We start from the raw sequence: 17,236 nt of genomic DNA on the forward strand, positions 1-17,236 counted from the left end.
TACCTGAAGGTTGAAACCCAGGAGCCCGAACGCGAGAACCGGCGCGTCGCGATCCGCCGCATCACGCCGCTGGTCGCACCCGTGGCGAGCTCCGAATAGGCCCCACCCTTGTTTTGAGCCTGCCGGGAAGGTAGCGCCAGGCTCAGCGTACCTGTTGCGATATTGAGGTCGAAATCGAGTAACAACTGGGTTGGGTCAAGCCCTGCCCTGCTTGAGTGAACCGGATTAATTGACGCCGAGGAAGTGGGCGGCGCTCGGGCGTGTTAGAGCTGGCGAAGACCTTGCCGGGCGGGCCGATCTCGTGGATGCGGCCTTCATGAAGGACGGCGCGGCTGGCGAAACGCATTGCATTGAGTGACCAGCGTTATGCCGTCGGGACGAGGGCGAGCACCTCGGCAACCAATTCGGGGTCAAGTGCGGAGATCGTCGATGGCGCCCCGGTTAGGCGTGAAGAACTTCACGACCGGAAAGGGATCGTGGTTCGGAACCGATTTGCAAGCAAGGCTGGGGCGACAAGATAAAGGACCATGGCGATCATCACGACGCCGGAGAACCCGATATGCATTGCAAGCAGCGTGGCGAGAATCGCGCTCAGCACGGACGCACAGCCGTTGATTCCCCACGCCCAGGGAATGAATGTTTCCGAACGCGCGCCGACATGCCCGAGGCCGAGGGGAAACGGCATGCCCATAAAAAGAGCGAGCGGCGCTATGAGAAGGAGCGCGATCGCGATCTTCGCGGCGTCCGGGAACGCCAGCAGCCTTTCGAATACTGAGGGTAGCGCGAGAACGTAGGTGGCAGCCAGGACCGCGATAACCCCGACAGCGAGGGCGATGCCGCGCACCGCCGATCCGCGCCCGACAGCCGCTGCCCAGCGTGCGGCAACGGCGCTACCGAGACCGGCGAATGCGAGGAAGCCCGCAAGCACGACAGCGACAGCGTAGAACGGATGGCCGAGGAACAGCACAAAGCGCTGGATGAAGGCGATTTCGATGAAGAGGAAGGCTAGCCCCAAGGCAAGGAAGTAGAGCCCGAAACGCAGCCGGTGCAAAGCTTTCCCGAGCGCGTGTCTGCGAATCCATAGCGGCAGGAGGATCAGGACGGCGCTGAGGATGGCAGCCTGGACCAGAGTCGTTACGAGGATCAGGTAGCTCCAGTCGAGCATCGCTGCCCCGCCCTGGGTGCGCAGGGCTAGGAGTTCGGGCAGGGCGCGCCAGCGGAAGAAGTCGAAGAAATAGGGCCGATTGTCGGTGGCCGGTGCGATGGCGAACTTGTAGCGCTCGATGAAGTCGGCGCGCTCAGGGCCGAGGAGGGCGAGGGCTCCCTCGTAAAGATATTCCTGATCGAGCTGGTTGAAGTGGTTCACATCGCTCGCGGAGATGCCTGGCACCCAAGAGATGTCGAAGAAGTTCTCGGCCGCGAAGCTGCGAATGGCCGCAATGTCTTCGCCTTTGAAGGGCGACTTGGCGACGAGCAAAGTTGCGGTATTCCAGCTCCGGATCAGCGCCAGGTGCCGGCCCGGCTCGGCCACGCCTTCCGCCTCGAGCGCTGCTATGGCGGTGGCGAACAGCTTAAGGCTGTCACGCGGCGGCACTCGCAGCCATCGTGTGATAGCGACGACACCATCTGGTCTGAGAATCGCGAGGTAATCCCGCATTGCCTCCACGGTATAGGTGTAGTTTTCATGCAAGCTCTGCACGCCGGCCGCGGCCGCGCCGAAGGAGTCAAGGAGCGGCATCTGGATCAGGTCGTAGCGCTCGCCGGCAGTCGCAGCGAAGGCGCGCGCCTCGGCCAAATGCAAGCGCAGGTTCGGTCGGCTGAAGATACCGCCAGCGAAGTCGGCGAAGCGATTCCGAGCCAAGTCGATCATTTGCGGGTTGACCTCTACCGCATCCACCGTATCGGCCCCGGCGCGCAGCGCCAGCAGCACCTGCTCGCCGCCCCCGGCGCCGAGGATTAGTACCCGCGGCCGCTCGAGGATGCGGTACGGCAGCGCCGCCGTTGTCCGGTCGAGATAGGCGACCTTCGCCGGATCGCCTCCATAGGCGGTAATCGCCGCAATACTGTCGCCATCGGTGAAGACGGCGAGTTGCGCAGGCGGCTCTTGGGTGTTGGCCAGGCTGAGGCCAGGCGCGTAACGGAAGGGGACGGTCGGACTCTCGACAACCGTCAGCAACCCGAGCGGGCTCGACCGCTCCTCGATCACCCGCGCGTTCGGAACCTCCAGGGCCATGCGGAGGCCCTTATACTGCGACATATGCGGCTCGGGGGCCACCCAGGACGGCGGTAGCGATACTGCAACGAACGCCGCTGCCAATCCAAGGCCGCCCGCTGCGAGCCAGCGATGGCGGACCATGCCGAACGCGGCAAGGGCAGCCGCCGCGAATGCCAGTGCTGCAACGAAACGCAGCGCCGTAGATGGGAAGACCAGGAACAGGAGCCCGACGATACCCAGCGCACCGATCCCTGCGCCGGCTAAGTCGAAGGCGTAGACGCGTCCGATCTGTCCGGGATGGCGGCAGAAAGCAAGGCCGACGCAGGTCGCGCCAAAGAAGAACGGCAGGATCAGAAGCGCATAGCTGGCCGCGAGCCAACCGAGCTGTCGCGGATCCCAGATGATCTCGAGCGCGTTGAACGGCAGACGTTCGGCGATGGCAAAGCTGGCTACGGCGGTCATGCCGAACAGCGCTGCCGACGCCGCGAAAGCAGCCGGGTACCGCTCCACTAGCCAGCGCTGGGCGAGCGCAATGAACGTACCGCTCGCGCCGAAGCCCAAGAGCGCGATGCTGATGATCATGTAGGCAAAATGGTGCCATTGAACGATCGAAAACAATCGCATCAGCAGCAATTCGTAACCGAGAACCGCTGCCGAAATGAGACCGACTGGTAGCATGCGGCCCGCTCTCACCGGGAGGGACCTCCCCGCAGCGGAACGAAGCTCACCGGCAGCAGCTGCCGGGTCGTGATGCCTCCGCCTAGTCGCTTCTCGACGAGCATGAGAAACTGGGTTGCAAAGGGGCCTCCCACGGGGATGACCATCCGACCTCCTTCAGCGAGCTGCTCGACAAGCGGCGGCGGGATATGGCTGGCAGCCGCGGTCACGACGATGCCGTCGAAGGGCGCGTGCTCAGGCCAGCCGTAATAGCCGTCGTCCACCTTCACCTGAACGTTGTCGAAGCGGGGCACCGCAAGTCGTGCCGCTGCCCTCTTGCCCAGTTCCGGGATAATTTCGATCGAGTAAACCTTGGCGGCGAGGGGCGACAGGACGGCTGCCTGATAGCCCGAGCCGGTGCCGATCTCGAGGACGGTGTCGCCAGGCCGGACATTGATCAGGTCGGTCATAAGCGCGACGATAAAGGGCTGCGAGATTGTCTGACCGTGCCCGATCGGCAGGGGCCGGTCATGATAGGCCGCGCCGCGCTGCGCCTCGGGTACGAAACGGTCGCGCGGCACGGTGCCCATTGTCTTGAGCACCGCCGGATCGATACTGTATGCCGCGGAGCGGGCGTGTCCCTTTATCGTCTCGATCATGGCCGCACGCTCGGCTGCGCGGTCCTGCGCGGGCGCCGATGTCGAAACGAAGGCGGCGACACTCGCGAGAAACGCGGCCAGCAACGCTCGGCACTGGGCTAGAGCACTCATGAACCTCTCCTGACCCACGACGTCGAGAACAAAGGCGGCGGCTTTTTGAAGCAAACGCCGCTCCGATCTCACACCAAACATGTCGCGGCACCAGGTCCGGATCAACCCCGTTGGAGGTTGGTGGTGCGTCAGAAGGCGTCTTCCGTCTCAGGCGGCGACCGCAAATGGGACGGCAAGCAGCCTGGCTGCATTATGCACCCTTCACGGGTACCAGGGACCTCGCGGTTACCTGCCTGCAAGTCCGCTATCCACTTTATTGCAGCCCCTCCGACGAATCGATACAAACGTCCGGAGCGGGTCATGTCGAGACCTCAAGCAGGACTCGCCAAGCGGCTTTTGGCGCAGACCAAATCAGCCGATTTGCACGCCAGAGTACGCCGTAGCTCCCCCACGACGGTAATGCCTCTTTACACCCGGCTCCGACCGGGCTCGAGATAGTCTAGTCGCTGGAAGGAAGATGAGAGCCGTAAGAGCAGCCAACATCGAACGGAGACCCAACTGGGCGCCGAATCTGCGCTATCGCCGCCGTTTGCCCCTACTCCCACTCGATTGTCTACTGCCCTCATAGCTTATTGATTATGCGATAGAATTCTAATTGGCGTTCCTTCGAATACCGTCAACAATACCGTCACAAAATGGCTTAAATCCAAATCTGCGACGGAGCACCTCGCAGTATCCGAAACACCGCCGATCGCCGCACGGCCGTGCAGTGTCCTGAGATACCATCTTTCTGTTGGCCTCTGCTGTAGGGATGCCTGTCAGATCGTTAGCTCGGGATCGTGTTGCTTGCTAACCGGGTTTTTGTGCTCTGACGGGTCGATGGGCTGTAGCGCGGCTTTTGTTCCCATCGCGGCTGAGGAAGCGGGTCGTCAGTCAGGAAATGACCGCTAGCATTGACAATGCACCAAACCCTCCTCGCCTTTGGTCCGTTGGACCGATGGCGCTGCCGAGATTTCCCCATTTCTCGTCTGCGTTGTCGGTCTCTTTTTTGGCCGGGCGGGCGGCAACTCGTTCGGATTGCCCTTTAGTGGGGGAGCGTCACCTGCACCGATTAAGCGGTTCAGTGCCCTGCGTTCGGCCCTTAGGAATGTGTCTCGTGCCGAATGCCGTTTGTTGAACGGTAAGAAGGGGGCTGTTTGTGGAGGCGTTCAGTATTAGGCGCTGGGGCCATCTGGTCCCGTCATTGCGTGCCATTGCTCGATGTGCGGGCCCGTTTGAGCGCCAAGCGACACACACCATGGCCAGCAACGGTAAGACTGTGATACCATTGCACAAGTTGCGTCGCCGCCGGCAGACTGTCGTTTCCGCGAAGCCGGACAAGCGCAGTGCTCAGTATCGTAAGTCTCAACCCGATGAACAAGTAGCCGTGGATTATGGAACTTGTCGTCGCCCTTGGCCTGATCGCCTTCAAGGTCGCGTTGCTGATTGCGATCCTGCTGCTGCTGCCTTTGCCGCTGACCTGGGTGGAACGCAAGATCGCCGGGCACATCCAGCAGCGGATGGGGCCGATGCGCGTGGGGTGGCACGGGCTGCTGCAGCCGGTGGCGGACGGCATCAAGCTCTTGACCAAAGAGGACCACATCCCGGCCGAAGCCGACCGCTTCCTGTTCAAACTGGCGCCGATCCTGGCGCTCGCCCCGCCCTTCGTGGTGTTCGTCGCGATCCCCTTCGGCGAAAGCGTCTCGGTCCTCGGCGCCGAGATCACGCTCTACGTCTCCAACATGAACGTGGCGCTCCTTTTCGTCTTCGCGGTGATCGGGATCGAGGTCTATGGCGTCATCTTCGGCGGCTGGGCCGCGAACAGCAAATACGCGGTCCTGGGCAGCCTCAGGACTTGCGCGCAGATGATCAGCTACGAGATCCCCATGGGGTTCGCGGTCATCGGCGTGGTAATGCTGGCGCAATCCATGAGCCTGCTCGAGATCGTACGGGCGCAGGCCGATGTCTGGAACATCGTCTACCAACCGGTCGGGTTTTTCGTATTCTTCGTCGCCGGGCTGGCCGAAGCGCAGCGCATTCCATTCGACCTGGCGGAGGCGGAAGGCGATCTGGGGGCCGGGTTCCATACCGAATACAGCGGCATCCGCTTTGCGTTCTTCATGGTCAGCGAATACGCCGTCATGCTGCTGGTGTCGGTCCTGTCGGTCATCCTGTTCTTCGGCGGCTGGAACGGCGTGCTGATCCCGTTGCCGCCGCTCCTCTGGTTCGCGCTCAAGGTCGCGTTCTTTCTCTATGTGTTTATGTGGTTCCGCTTCACCTTCCCGCGCTATCGATACGACCAACTGATGGCGATCGGGTGGAAAGTCTTGCTTCCACTGTCACTGGCGAACATAATAGTAACAGGAGTTGCTTTCCTTTGAGGGCCACTCCAAGCGAGGCGGCGATGTCGCGCGCACTGCACGTACGTGGAACATGGATCGGCTGGGCATTCTTCGCCGATCTAGCGGGCGCTTTGGCGCTGACCTTCGGCTACATGTTCTCCAGATCCGTGACCATGCAGTATCCTGACAAGGAAAAATGGTTGCCCTATTCGCGTTACCGCGGGCATCACTTCCTGACGCGCGACGAAGAGGGCGAGATCAAGTGCGTGGCCTGCGAGCTCTGCGCGCGCATTTGTCCCTGCGACTGTATCGAAGTCATTCCCTACGAGGACGAGAAGGGCAACCGGCATCCAGCAAAATTCGAGATCGACATGGCCCGCTGCCTGTTCTGCGGGCTGTGCGAGGACGCCTGCCCGGCCGACGCGATCGCGCTTGGCCAAGAGTACGAATTCTCAAGTTTTTCCTCGCGTGACCTGGTGGTCGGACGTGACGATCTGCTCGGCAAACCGGGCAAGGCGACGACCGGCGGCGGTGTGGTCGCGGCGCGTCTGAACACCGAACAGGACGTGCTGGTCGAGACGAGTGAGCCGCAGGGATACAACTGGTGGCGGAATATCCGCCGAACGTGAACGCGCGGTAGCCGTCAAGCCGGAGCACAGGAGGCTCAGATGCTTGTCTACCAAATCTTGAAGACCAAATCTCCCGAGCTCATCTCGGTCACACCAGATCAGACGGTCGTAGAAGTCCTGCGGCTGTTTCGGGACAACAACATCGGATTCGTGGTCGTCAGCAGTTCGCCCGGGGAATGCCTGGGCACGCTGTCGGAGCGGGACTGCTGCTATGCGGTGGCTGAATACGGAATCGAGGCGCCCACAATGCGGGTCGCCGACATCATGAACCGCAGTGTGGTGACCTGTTCGACACAGGATTTGCTGCCCTTTGTGATGTCGCTCATGACCGACCGACGCACGCGCCATGTGTTGGTCATGGACGGCGACGCTTCTGTCGGCGTGGTGAGCATCGGCGACGTGGTCAAGCACCGGCTCGACGAATTGCTCCGTACCGAGCAAGCGTTGAGCGATTACATTGCCGGGACCCCTTATCACTGAGGATACAAACCCGGGGGAGCCGATTAGGGTGAACTGCCCGGAAGCTCGGCAATGCCTCGGCCGCGACTTTCAGGGCGCGCCTCGACTCCGGTGGCGAAGGCAGCGTGCGCCTTTTGAACCTCCACCGGACAAGGGTATTCGCCCCGCCGCATAAGGCTGTTGAGACGCAGGTCTCTATAGTTTTCCGGCACGAACACGAGCCTCCCGGGAAAATGCCTATTGACCTTGAGCTGCGCCCTCAGTTCGCCCTGGGTGGATCGTACGATCACCTGATCGCGATCCGAAAGGCCAAGCTGCGCGGCGTCCCACGCGCTCATCTCAACATATGGGTCATCCGCCACCGTATTTAGGATCTCCGAGCGTTCGGAAAGATATCCATTGTGGAACAGGCAGTTGCCGGTGACCAACATGAGCCGGTCGGCCGCATTCGGGTTAGGCGGAGGGGCGAAGAACTCGCCAGCCGGCGGCGTCGGGTCCGCCGTGGTGAATGCTCCGTCAGCGCCAAGCCCGTCCTGCGTCAGCCCTTGGTAGGCCGGAACCAGCCGGGCAATCTCGCGGAAGATTTCGCCTTGCATCGACGGTTGCATTGCCTGGTTGCGGAGCGCTGCGACGAAGTCCAAGATCGCCAGATTGCCCCGCGCCTCGAAGGCGGGTTCGCGGAACTTGCGGACCGCCTGGATCCGGCCCTCGTTGTTGGTGAAGGTGCCGGATTCCTCTCCATAACCCGCCGCAGGCAGGACGACATCGGCCAGACCCACGGTATCGGTGAGGAAGGTGTCCTGCACGATCAGGAGATCGGTGCCATCGAGCGCCCGCTTGACGAATCCCCGGTCGGGATAGGTCATCAGGGGGTCGCTTCCGACGATATAAAGCGCGCCTACCCGCCCCTTGTCACAAAGCGCCAGCATTGCGTCGAGATCCGCGCCCGGCCCAGGCGGAATTTCGGCGCCCCAGGCCCGTATGAGATCTGTGCGCGCCGTGTGATCGCCGACCGGGCGCAGCCCCGGCAGGGCCGCCGGCAGAACCCCCATGTCCCAGGCGCCCAGCTGGTTGGCTCGGTCGAAGAGGAACTGCATCGCCGGGCCCTTGCCGAGCACGCGGAGAATCTGCAGCAGGTTGGTGAGCTGCTGCAGCGTTGCGCGCGCTTCGGAAAGCCTCAGGAGGTCGGCGCTGACAAGCACAGCGACGCTCCCGCCGTCCAGCAGCGCAGCGGCTAGACGGTCCGGCCCGTCGCTGCCGGTAGTCGCTGGTGCCCAGCCGGTTGCCGCGCCGCCGCCCGCAAGAACCTCGCTCGGCAAGGCTTGGCCGGCCGCCGCCACGAGACCGGCCACCACTGCGGCAAGGGCCGCAGCCTCAGCGCCCGGAGCAACACGAACGACCGCTCGGGCATCGGTGTCCAGCCGGGATGGCCTCGCCGAGAGCATGAGCAACCTGGTCTGCCTCCGCCGCGCCGCGCCTCGCAGCAGGTATTCAGTGACCGGGTTCTCGTCGGTCACGTTGCCACCGACGACAAGCACGCAGTCGTTGCCGATCACCTCCTCCAGCGGCGCGCGGCTGTAGAAACCCGCCACCAACGGGCCGAGCGTCTCGAAGGGCGTGGACCAGCGCGACGAGCAGTCGATGTTGTTGGTCCGGAATACCGTCCGCATCAGCTTCTGGAACTGATAAAGCACCTCGTTGGGCAGGCGCGGCGAGGCCAGCCCGCCCGCAGCCTTGCTCTCGACGGCCGACAGGCGCCGGCGCAGGTAGTCCCCGGCTTCGTCCCAGGAAACCGGAACCAGTGCGCCGTCACGACGGATCATCGGCCGCTTGATCCGGTCCCGGCTCCCGACGAAGTCGAGGCCGAAGCGCCCCCGCACGCAGAGCGTTTCGCGATTGACGCCATGCTCCCACTTCGAGCGGACCCGCATGAACTCGCCCTTGCGCGCGCCGACGGTGAGCTGGCAGCCGGTGCCGCAATGCGGGCAGACCGTGTCGGTCTCGACCAGATCCCAGGGCCGTGCCTTGTAGCGATAGGGGAAGCTCATCAGCGCGCCGACCGGGCAGACCTCGACGCAATTGCCGCACTGGTCGCAACTCGCGAGACTGCCCTCGAAGCCGGTGACGGCGGTATCCATGCCTTTTTCGATGGTGCCCAAGGCGACCGCTCCGACCACGTCCTCGCACATCCGGACGCAGCGCTGGCACTGGATGCAGCGGTTGACGTTCATGATGATGACGGGGCTGAGACGGATGTCCTCGGAGTGGAACACACGTTTGGCATCGCGGAATCGGCTTTCCCGGGGCCCGTATGCCATCACCATGTCCTGAAGCTCGCACTCGCCGCCCTTGTCACAGATCGGGCAGTCGAGGGGGTGGTTGGCAAGCAGCATGTCGAGCATGGAAGAGCGCGTTTCGTCGATCAGCGGCGTGTTAGTCCGCACCACCATGCCGTCGGTGACCGCGGTGGCGCAGGAAGGCTGCAGCCGCCGCTGCCCTTCGATCTCCACTAGGCACATGCGGCAGGAGGCCAGCGCCGGCAGCCGCTTCAGATAGCAGAAGGTCGGGATTTCGATGCCCAAACGCTCTGCAGCCTGCAGCACCGTAGAGCCTGCGTCCACTTCCAGCGTTTGTTCATCGATCGTGACGCTAACCATGACTTCTTGCGGCCTTCTCCCTGCGCGCTCCTTAGTGAAACGAGCACCTGCCCTCCTCGATATGGGCGACGAATTCATGCTCGAAATGCGCCAGTGCCGCCCGCAGCCCCATAGCCGCGCCGTCGCCCAGAGCGCAGAACGTGTTGCCGAAAATGCCCTTGCAGAGCGCTTCCAGCTGTTCCAGATCGTCCGGCGCGCCCTGCCCTGCCTCGACCCGGCGCAGCACTTTCACCACCCAGTTCAGCCCTTCGCGGCAAGGCGTGCATTTCCCGCAGGACTCGTGGTGGAAGAACTCGATGATCCGGGTGGCGACCTTGACCATGCAGGTCGAGTCGTCGATCACGATCACTCCAGCCGAGCCAAGCATCGAGCCGACCGCAGCCAGCGAGTCGAAGTCCATCCCGACATCCAGCCCGCGCTCCGGGATCAGCGGCGCCGAGACCCCGCCGGGGATCACCGCCTTGATCCTGCGCCCCGGCGGCGGCCCGCCGGCGCGGTCCTCGACCAGTTCACGCAGCGATATGCCCATCGGCAGTTCGTAAAGGCCCGGGTTCCGCACGTGCCCGCTGAGGCAATAAAGCTTCGGACCGGGGCTCTTGTCAGGGCCGATGCTGCGAAACCAGTCCGGCCCCCGCGCCACGATATGCGGCACGCAGACCAGCGTCTCGACATTGTTGATCACGGTCGGGCTGGCGTAGAGCCCCGCGACCGCCGGAAATGGCGGTTTCAGACGGGGCTGCGCCCGCTTGCCTTCGAGCGAGTCGAGCATCGCCGTCTCCTCGCCGCAGATATATGCGCCGGCGCCGCAATGGATGTGCACGACGAAATTAAAATCCGAGCCCAGAATCCGTGTTCCCAGATAACCCTTCGCATGGGCCTCGGCGATCGCCTGCTTCAGCCGGTGGATCGCCAGCACGTATTCCCCGCGGATGTAGACATAGGCGGTTTCCGCCCCGATCGCGTAGGCGCTGATCACCATGCCCTCGATCAGTTGGTGCGGATCACGCTCCATGATGATCCGGTCCTTGAACGTGCCGGGCTCGCCCTCATCGGCGTTGCAGCACAGGTATTTCGGCTTGTCGGCCCGTTTCGGCACGAAGCTCCATTTCAACCCGGTCGGGAATCCGGCGCCGCCGCGACCGCGCAGGTTCGATTGCTTGACGAGGTCGATGATCTCGTCGGGCGTGTGCTCGCGCAGCGCCTTCGCCAGCGCCTGGTAGCCGCCGCCGGCCTCATAGCTCGAAAGCAGATGGCCATCCGGCACGTCCATGTTTCTGAGAAGGACCGGTTCGAACATGGCGGCTACTCACCCGGCGGTCCTGCGGCGGCGAGTTCGGCGCCAGTCGTTTGCCCCGCCGCCGCGCGCAGCCTGTCCAAGAGCGCGTCGATCCGCGCAATGTCGAGGTCGCCGTGATAGTCGTCGCCGACCTGCATCACCGGGGCCATCTCGCAAGCGCCGAGGCATTCGACGGTCGAAAGCGTGAACAGCCCGTCCGGGGTCGTGCCGCCCTTTTCGATCCCCAGCACAGTCTCCAGATGCCTCAGCAGGTCCTCGGATCGGCACAGCATGCAGGAGAGGTTGTCGCAGAGTTGCAGGTGGAACAGGCCCACCGGCTCGGTGTGGAAGAGGGTGTAGAAGGTCGCCAATTCGTAGACCCAGACCCGCTCGACACCGAGGATGTCGGAGACCTCTTCCAACACCGGGCCGGGCAGGTGGCCATGTTCCTTCTGCGCGATCAGAAGCGCGGGCATGATCGCCGAGCGCCGGTCGGGATACCGCGCCGCCGCCGCCTCGATCTTTTCGCGCATGTTCATCGCGTCAAATCCCCTGCTACTTGTCTACCTCGGCCATCACAGGGTCGAAGCTGCCCAGCACGGCGATCATGTCCGCCAGGTAGCGGGCATTGCTGACCCCGAACAGTCCCTGAAGGTTGACGAATGACGGCGCCCGCACTTTCATCCGGAACGGTTTTTGCGACCCGTCGCTGATGATGTAGAACCCGAGTTCGCCCTTTGGCGCCTCGATCGCCGAATAGACCTCGCCCTTCGGCACCTTGAAGCCATAGGCCGAGAGGTCGAAATGCTGGATCAGCGCCTCCATCGAGCAGTGCACTTTGTCCTTGTCCACCGGGAAAGCGATTGTCGGCATGTCGATCTGGAACGGCCCCTCGGGCATCTGGTCGAGGCACTGTTCGATGATCCGGACGCTCTCGCGCATCTCCTCGACGCGGCATCGCCAGCGCGCGTAGCAATCACCCTCATCGCGGGTAATGACGTTGAAAGCCAGCCGGTCGTAAATCTCGTAAGGCTCGTCGCGGCGGATGTCCCAGTCGACGCCCGAGGCCCGCAGGTTCGGGCCACTCAGGCCAAGGTCGATACCGTCCTCGGCTGAGATCACGCCGATCCCCTGCGTGCGCTTCAGGAACACCCGGTTGTTCTCGACCAGCCGTTCATAGTCGCGGATCCGGTTCGGGAAGATGCCGCAGAACTCCCTGATCTTGGGGAAGAACCCGCCGGGCAGGTCCTCGCGCACACCCCCGACGCGGCAGAAGGAGGTGTGCATCCGCGCCCCGCTGATCATCTCCAACAGGTCCATGATCATTTCACGCTCGCGCATGGCGTAAACCAACGCGGTCATGGCGCCCAGGTCCATCGGCAACGCACCGGTGATCAGGAGGTGACCGGAGATCCGCGCGAGTTCGGCCATCAGCACGCGGATATATTGCGCGCGGATCGGCGCTTCGATGCCCAGGAGCTTCTCCACCGCTAGCGCGAAAGCGAGGTTGTTCGAGGGCGGGCAGAGGTAGTCGAGCCGGTCGGTTAGCGGAAAAATCTGGGTGTAAGTGAAGCTCTCGGCCAGCTTTTCGGTGCCGCGGTGGAGGTAGCCTATGTGTGGGTCCACGCGCGCGACATACTCGCCGTCCAGCTCAAGGACGAGCCGCAGCACCCCATGCGTGCTGGGATGCTGCGGGCCGAGGTTGAGAAGCACCTCCTTTGTGTCGAGCGCTTCACCTGCCGGCCTGCTCAGTTCCGTGACTTCGGTCATCTCACTTCCCGGCGTCGAACGGCCTCCCTTATGGAATGTCCTTGGTGGCGAGATCGGGCTGCGTCGGCGGCGGGCCTTCCGCGCCAAACGGGTTCAGCGTATCCTTGTAGCCCCGGAGCGGAAAGTCCTTGCGCTGCGGAAAGCCCTCGAAGCCTTCCCACATGTAGATCCGGCGCAGGTCGGGATGGCCCTCGAACTGGATGCCATACATGTCCCAGGCCTCGCGCTCGTGCCAGTTGGCGGTCCGCCAGACCCCCGTCACCGACGGGACCCGCGGCGGATCGCCGAGGCGGCATTTGATCCGAACGCGCCATTTGTTCGGCAGCGAATAGAGGTGGTACACCGCCTCGTAGCGCAGCGTTTCGGGATAATGGTCGACCCCGCAGATGTCGGACAGGAAATCGAACCGCAGCGCCGGATGGCCCTTCAGGAATTGGCAAAGCTCGACGATCATGTCAGGCGGTGAGGCGAAAGCGTGAACCCCATGCGAGAAGCCAAGCTCCTCGATTTCCCCCCCGAAACGTTCCGCGATCAGGGTGCGGATGAGGGACGTCTCCACGCTCATGAGGCTGCAACCCGATCCAGAGGCGTCCCGGCCAGCGCGCGGGACCTCTTGATCTTCTCTTGGAGCAGAAGGATGCCATGCATCAGTGCCTCGGGCCGCGGCGGGCAGCCGGGCACATGCACGTCCACCGGCACGAAAGTCTCCGCCCCCTGCACCACGGCGTAAGTGTTGTAGACCCCGCCCGAGATCGCGCAGGTGCCCATGGCGATGACCCAGCGTGGCTCCGGCATCTGGTCGAAGAGCCGGCGCACGACCGGAGCGAACTTCCGCGTCACCGTGCCGGCGATGATCATCACGTCGGACTGGCGCGGCGAAGGCCGAAACACCACGCCGAAGCGGTCGAGGTCGTAGCGGGCGCAGCCGGCCGAGATCATCTCGATGGCGCAGCAGGCAATCCCGAAGGTCTCGGGCCAGAGCGCCGACCGCCGGCTCCAGCTGATGACGCTGTCGGCGGTGGTGAACAGCACGCTGTCGCGAATCGTTTCGCCTACTCCTCCCATTCCAGCGCTCCTTTCAGCCAGGCGTAGGCGAAGCCCACGATAAGCAGCAGCATGAAGACAAACATCTCGACATAGCCGACGAGCCCGATCTCCTTCAGCACGACGGCCCAGGGAAACAGGAACATCGCCTCGACGTCGAACACCACCAGCAGGATTGCTAGGATGAAGAACTGCACCCTAAAGCGGCCCCCGGCGGCCTCGCCGGCCGGGTCCATACCGCACTCATAGGGCATGTTCTTCGCGGGATAGGGGTTGGACGGGCGCAGGAGCGAGGAGACGAACAGCGTCGCCACGGCCACCAGGACAATTCCGGCGACCATGAAGAGAACCGGCAGGAATTCCATTCCAGTCATGTCGCGCTGCCCCGGTCACCCACCGAGGGCTTGCTCAAGCTGCGACCGACCAATCTTCTGGCCGGCGGTGCGGCCCTCGTGCAGCGACTAGGGCATCCTTTCGTAGCGCCAAGAGTATTCGGTTGGCCGGTTCATTGCAAATCCAATCGTAGTCAACCGCCGAACACGGAACTCTGGGCAAGCCTCAGAAACCACGCCGGAAACAGTCCGATGCCGATGGTGCCGGCGGCGGTCAAGGCGAGCGTGGCGCGGACGGACGGCGTCAGGGCAGGCTCGAACGCGCGCTCCGGCTCGCGCATGTAGATCACCATGACGATGCGGATGTAGAAGTAGGCGGCGACGGCGCTCAGCAGCACCGCGATCACCGCCAGCGTGACGAAACCCCGCTCGACGAGCGCCACCAGCACGTAGAACTTGGCGAAGAACCCGGCTGTCGGCGGAATGCCGGCGAGCGAGAACAGGTAGAGCAGCATCAGAAGCGCCAACCCGCGATGCGACTTGGCGAAGCCGGCGTAGTCCTCGATGACCTCGCCGGAGAAATCGCCATTCCGCATCATGATGACAATGCCGAAGATACCGAGATTCATGAAGGCGTAGATCAGCAGGTAGAGCATCACGCCGGCAATCCCGTCGGCGCCACCCGCCACCACGCCGAAGAGCGCGAAGCCCGCATGGGCGATGCTGGAATAGGCGAGCAGGCGCTTGAAATTGTCCTGCACCAGCGCCACGAAGCTGCCGAGCGCCATCGTCACCACCGCGATCACCGCGACGATGATCCAGGCGTCGGAAGCGGCGACCAGCGGGTTGAGGAACACGCGCAGGATCACCGCGAACCCCGCCGCCTTGGGGGCGACCGACATGAAGGCCGTGATTGTCGTCGGCGCGCCTTCATAGACGTCCGGCACCCACATGTGGAACGGCACCGCGCCGACCTTGAAGACCAGCCCCGCGACGATGAAGACCACCGCCAGGAGCAATCCGGGATCGAGCGGATCGCCGATCACCGCCGCAGCCATCCCGTCCAGCTGCGTCGTGCCGGTGATCCCGTAGATCAGTGAGACGCCGTAGAGGAAGATTCCTGTCGAGACCCCGCCGAGAACCACGTATTTCAGCGCCGCCTCGTTCGACCGCCGCTCCTTCCTGAGGAAGCCGGTGAGCACATAGGTCGAGAGCGCCATCAGCTCAAGGCCGACATAGATCGACAGAAGATCGGTTGCCGAGGCCATTATCATCATGCCGGAAAGCGCAAAGAGCAGCAGGACATAGTATTCGCTCAACGCGATCTCCTCGATCTCGGCATATTTTCGCGACAGGAGGAACGTCAGGATGGTCGAAAGGTAGAACACCATCTTGAAGAAGACCGCGAAGCGGTCGGCGATAAACATGCCCGAATAGGCCGGCCGCACCTCGCCCGCCAGTAACAGTGTCGCCAGGGCCGCAACCAGCACGGTTGCAGCGGAAGCCCAGACGAGGAAATGCCCCGGCCCCTTTGGCACAATCTGACCCAGGATCAGGAGGCTGCAGGCGCCGGTGACCACGACGATCTCGGGCAGGCTCGCAAGGATCGACTGGTAGAGCGCGGCGTCGGTCATGGGCCGTCCCCCCTGCCGTGCACCTGCGCCAGCAGATGCTTCGCCGATGCGTCGATGATGTCGAGAAAGGGTTTCGGATAGAGCCCGACCCAGAGCACAAAGGCGGCCAGTGGCAGGATCGCCACCATCTCGCGGGCGTTCACGTCGCGTATCTTGAACCGCGCGCCGACGCTGGCCGGACCGAGCGCGACTTTCCTGTACATGCCAAGCAGGTAGGCCGCGCCCAGCAGAGCACCCAGAACGGCGGCGGCGCCGACAGCCAGATTGGCCGCAAACGCGCCCGACAGCACCAGCAATTCGCCCACGAACGAATTCGTTCCCGGCAGCGCCATCGACGACAGGGTGAACAGCGCAAGAAACGCGGTATAGACCGGCGCCGCCTTCATCAGCCCGCCATAATCCGCGATGCTGCGGGTATGGGTCCGCTCGTAGATCAGACCGACGAACAGGAACAACGCGCCCGTCGTTACGCCATGATTGAACATTTGCAGGATGCCGCCCTCGAGCCCACGGAGGTTCAACGTGAAAATTCCCAGCGTCACGAAGCCCATGTGGCTGATGCTGGAATAGGCAACCAGCTTCTTGAGGTCATCCTGCGCCAAGGCAAGCAACCCGCCATAGACGATCGCAAGCGCCGAAAGGGCCAGCATTAGCGTCGAATAATGCAGCGACGCCTCCGGCAGCATCGGTAGCGAGAATCGCAGGAACCCGTAGGCGCCCATCTTCAGGAGCACTCCGGCGAGGATGATGCTGCCCGCCGTCGGCGCCTGCACATGGGCGTCCGGCAGCCAGGTATGGACCGGGACCATCGGCACCTTGACTGCGAAGGCGATCAGGAAGGCAAAGAACAGCCAGGACTGAACCCGGAACGGCAAATCCTGCGCCGTCAGGGCGAGGATGTCGAAAGTCTCGCCGCCGTGGAAATAGAGCACGATGACACCGATCAGGAACAGAAGGCTGCCCGCCAGCGTGTAGAGGAAGAATTTGAACGCCGCATAGACCCGGCCGTCGCCACCCCAGACGCCGATGATCACGTACATCGGGATCAGCATCGCCTCCCAGAAGACGTAGAACAGGAACAGGTCGAGCGCGCAGAACACCCCCAGCATCAGCGCCTGCATGGCCAGCAGGCTGACCATGAACTCCTTCACCTTGCGGTCGATCGCGACCCACGAGGCGAGCACGCAGATCCAGCCCAGTAACGCAGTCAGGAATACAAAGAGCGCGCTGATTCCGTCGATGCCGAGCGCGTAAGTGATTCCGAGCGCGGGCACCCACGGGCGCGTCTCGGTGAACTGCATCTCGTGGGTAGTGGTGTCAAAGCCGGCCAGCATAGCGATGCAGAGAGCGAGGTCGAGGACGGTGACACCTAGCGCCGTCCACCGCACCGCATCGTCGCTGCGGAGAAACATCAGAACCGCTGCCCCGGCGGCGGGCATGAACACGATGAGGCTAAGTAGCGGGACCGCCAT

14 protein-coding genes are annotated in these 17,236 nt (G+C 63.3%); 3 read left to right on the forward strand and 11 right to left on the reverse strand.

What is annotated here, in order from left to right:
* Nucleotides 1–457: 457 nt before the first annotated feature.
* On the reverse strand, nt 458–2,797 hold the full coding sequence (locus ACWTU7_RS07315) for a spermidine synthase (protein ID WP_455846502.1): 2,340 nt from the start codon (nt 2,795–2,797) through the stop codon (nt 458–460).
* Nucleotides 2,798–2,904: 107 nt separating this feature from the next.
* Nucleotides 2,905–3,642 (reverse strand): protein-L-isoaspartate(D-aspartate) O-methyltransferase, encoded by a 738-nt coding sequence (locus ACWTU7_RS07320; protein ID WP_029354979.1) that lies wholly within the window; start codon nt 3,640–3,642, stop codon nt 2,905–2,907.
* A 1,373-nt stretch (nt 3,643–5,015) separates the two neighbouring features.
* On the opposite strand from ACWTU7_RS07320, the gene nuoH reads away from it, so the two are divergent.
* From nuoH to ACWTU7_RS07335, 3 genes are read left to right on the forward strand one after another with little or no spacing between them, the layout of a single operon-like run.
* Nucleotides 5,016–6,002: an NADH-quinone oxidoreductase subunit NuoH gene (nuoH, locus tag ACWTU7_RS07325; protein WP_455838532.1), complete on the forward strand. Its 987-nt coding sequence runs from the start codon at nt 5,016–5,018 to the stop codon at nt 6,000–6,002.
* Between the two features lie 23 nt (nt 6,003–6,025).
* Nucleotides 6,026–6,592, forward strand: coding sequence for an NADH-quinone oxidoreductase subunit I (locus tag ACWTU7_RS07330; RefSeq protein ID WP_455838531.1), 567 nt, complete (start codon nt 6,026–6,028; stop codon nt 6,590–6,592).
* Nucleotides 6,593–6,631: 39 nt separating this feature from the next.
* Entirely contained in the window at nt 6,632–7,072 is a 441-nt protein-coding gene (locus ACWTU7_RS07335) for a CBS domain-containing protein (RefSeq protein ID WP_455838530.1), read from the forward strand.
* Nucleotides 7,073–7,095: 23 nt separating this feature from the next.
* On the opposite strand, the gene nuoG is transcribed toward ACWTU7_RS07335, so the two are convergent.
* The 9 genes from nuoG to ACWTU7_RS07380 form a co-directional block, all read right to left on the reverse strand.
* Nucleotides 7,096–9,708, reverse strand: coding sequence for an NADH-quinone oxidoreductase subunit NuoG (nuoG, locus tag ACWTU7_RS07340; RefSeq protein WP_455838529.1), 2,613 nt, complete (start codon nt 9,706–9,708; stop codon nt 7,096–7,098).
* A gap of 31 nt (nt 9,709–9,739) precedes the next feature.
* Nucleotides 9,740–11,005 carry an NADH-quinone oxidoreductase subunit NuoF gene (gene nuoF, locus ACWTU7_RS07345; protein WP_455838528.1) on the reverse strand — a complete coding sequence of 422 codons (1,266 nt, stop codon included), beginning with the start codon at nt 11,003–11,005 and terminating at the stop codon, nt 9,740–9,742.
* A gap of 5 nt (nt 11,006–11,010) precedes the next feature.
* Nucleotides 11,011–11,523: an NADH-quinone oxidoreductase subunit NuoE gene (locus ACWTU7_RS07350; protein ID WP_455838527.1), complete on the reverse strand. Its 513-nt coding sequence runs from the start codon at nt 11,521–11,523 to the stop codon at nt 11,011–11,013.
* Nucleotides 11,524–11,539: 16 nt separating this feature from the next.
* Nucleotides 11,540–12,754, reverse strand: a complete 1,215-nt coding sequence (gene nuoD / locus ACWTU7_RS07355; protein WP_455838526.1) for an NADH dehydrogenase (quinone) subunit D — start codon at nt 12,752–12,754, stop codon at nt 11,540–11,542.
* A 28-nt stretch (nt 12,755–12,782) separates the two neighbouring features.
* Nucleotides 12,783–13,319 carry an NADH-quinone oxidoreductase subunit C gene (locus tag ACWTU7_RS07360; protein WP_455838525.1) on the reverse strand — a complete coding sequence of 179 codons (537 nt, stop codon included), beginning with the start codon at nt 13,317–13,319 and terminating at the stop codon, nt 12,783–12,785.
* Complete coding sequence (locus tag ACWTU7_RS07365) at nt 13,316–13,819, reverse strand: NuoB/complex I 20 kDa subunit family protein (protein ID WP_027152448.1); 504 nt, start codon at nt 13,817–13,819, stop codon at nt 13,316–13,318. The genes ACWTU7_RS07360 and ACWTU7_RS07365 overlap by 4 nt, the downstream gene beginning before the upstream one ends.
* The gene (locus tag ACWTU7_RS07370; RefSeq protein WP_023800384.1) at nt 13,807–14,172 is read right to left on the reverse strand and encodes an NADH-quinone oxidoreductase subunit A; all 366 of its coding nucleotides are present in this window, start codon (nt 14,170–14,172) and stop codon (nt 13,807–13,809) included. The genes ACWTU7_RS07365 and ACWTU7_RS07370 overlap by 13 nt, the downstream gene beginning before the upstream one ends.
* 152 nt (nt 14,173–14,324) lie before the next feature.
* Nucleotides 14,325–15,764, reverse strand: a complete 1,440-nt coding sequence (locus ACWTU7_RS07375) for an NADH-quinone oxidoreductase subunit N (RefSeq protein ID WP_455838524.1) — start codon at nt 15,762–15,764, stop codon at nt 14,325–14,327.
* Entirely contained in the window at nt 15,761–17,236 is a 1,476-nt protein-coding gene (locus ACWTU7_RS07380) for an NADH-quinone oxidoreductase subunit M (RefSeq protein ID WP_455838523.1), read from the reverse strand. Before ACWTU7_RS07380 ends, ACWTU7_RS07375 begins: the two co-directional genes overlap by 4 nt.

The sequence above is a fragment of the Mesorhizobium sp. BHscii genome, from assembly GCF_053848065.1.

What these genes read in the sequence shown, in the direction of transcription:
- ACWTU7_RS07315 (WP_455846502.1), bottom strand. Translation starts at nt 2,797, where the DNA reads ATGATCATCAGCATCGCGCTCTTGGGCTTCGGCGCGAGCGGTACGTTC.
- nuoF (WP_455838528.1), bottom strand. Translation starts at nt 11,005, where the DNA reads ATGTTCGAACCGGTCCTTCTCAGAAACATGGACGTGCCGGATGGCCAT.
- nuoG (WP_455838529.1), bottom strand. Translation starts at nt 9,708, where the DNA reads ATGGTTAGCGTCACGATCGATGAACAAACGCTGGAAGTGGACGCAGGC.
- ACWTU7_RS07380 (WP_455838523.1), bottom strand. Translation starts at nt 17,236, where the DNA reads ATGGCGGTCCCGCTACTTAGCCTCATCGTGTTCATGCCCGCCGCCGGG.
- ACWTU7_RS07320 (WP_029354979.1), bottom strand. Translation starts at nt 3,642, where the DNA reads ATGAGTGCTCTAGCCCAGTGCCGAGCGTTGCTGGCCGCGTTTCTCGCG.
- ACWTU7_RS07350 (WP_455838527.1), bottom strand. Translation starts at nt 11,523, where the DNA reads ATGAACATGCGCGAAAAGATCGAGGCGGCGGCGGCGCGGTATCCCGAC.
- ACWTU7_RS07370 (WP_023800384.1), bottom strand. Translation starts at nt 14,172, where the DNA reads ATGACTGGAATGGAATTCCTGCCGGTTCTCTTCATGGTCGCCGGAATT.
- ACWTU7_RS07330 (WP_455838531.1), top strand. Translation starts at nt 6,026, where the DNA reads ATGTCGCGCGCACTGCACGTACGTGGAACATGGATCGGCTGGGCATTC.
- nuoH (WP_455838532.1), top strand. Translation starts at nt 5,016, where the DNA reads ATGGAACTTGTCGTCGCCCTTGGCCTGATCGCCTTCAAGGTCGCGTTG.
- ACWTU7_RS07360 (WP_455838525.1), bottom strand. Translation starts at nt 13,319, where the DNA reads ATGAGCGTGGAGACGTCCCTCATCCGCACCCTGATCGCGGAACGTTTC.
- ACWTU7_RS07375 (WP_455838524.1), bottom strand. Translation starts at nt 15,764, where the DNA reads ATGACCGACGCCGCGCTCTACCAGTCGATCCTTGCGAGCCTGCCCGAG.
- ACWTU7_RS07335 (WP_455838530.1), top strand. Translation starts at nt 6,632, where the DNA reads ATGCTTGTCTACCAAATCTTGAAGACCAAATCTCCCGAGCTCATCTCG.
- nuoD (WP_455838526.1), bottom strand. Translation starts at nt 12,754, where the DNA reads ATGACCGAAGTCACGGAACTGAGCAGGCCGGCAGGTGAAGCGCTCGAC.
- ACWTU7_RS07365 (WP_027152448.1), bottom strand. Translation starts at nt 13,819, where the DNA reads ATGGGAGGAGTAGGCGAAACGATTCGCGACAGCGTGCTGTTCACCACC.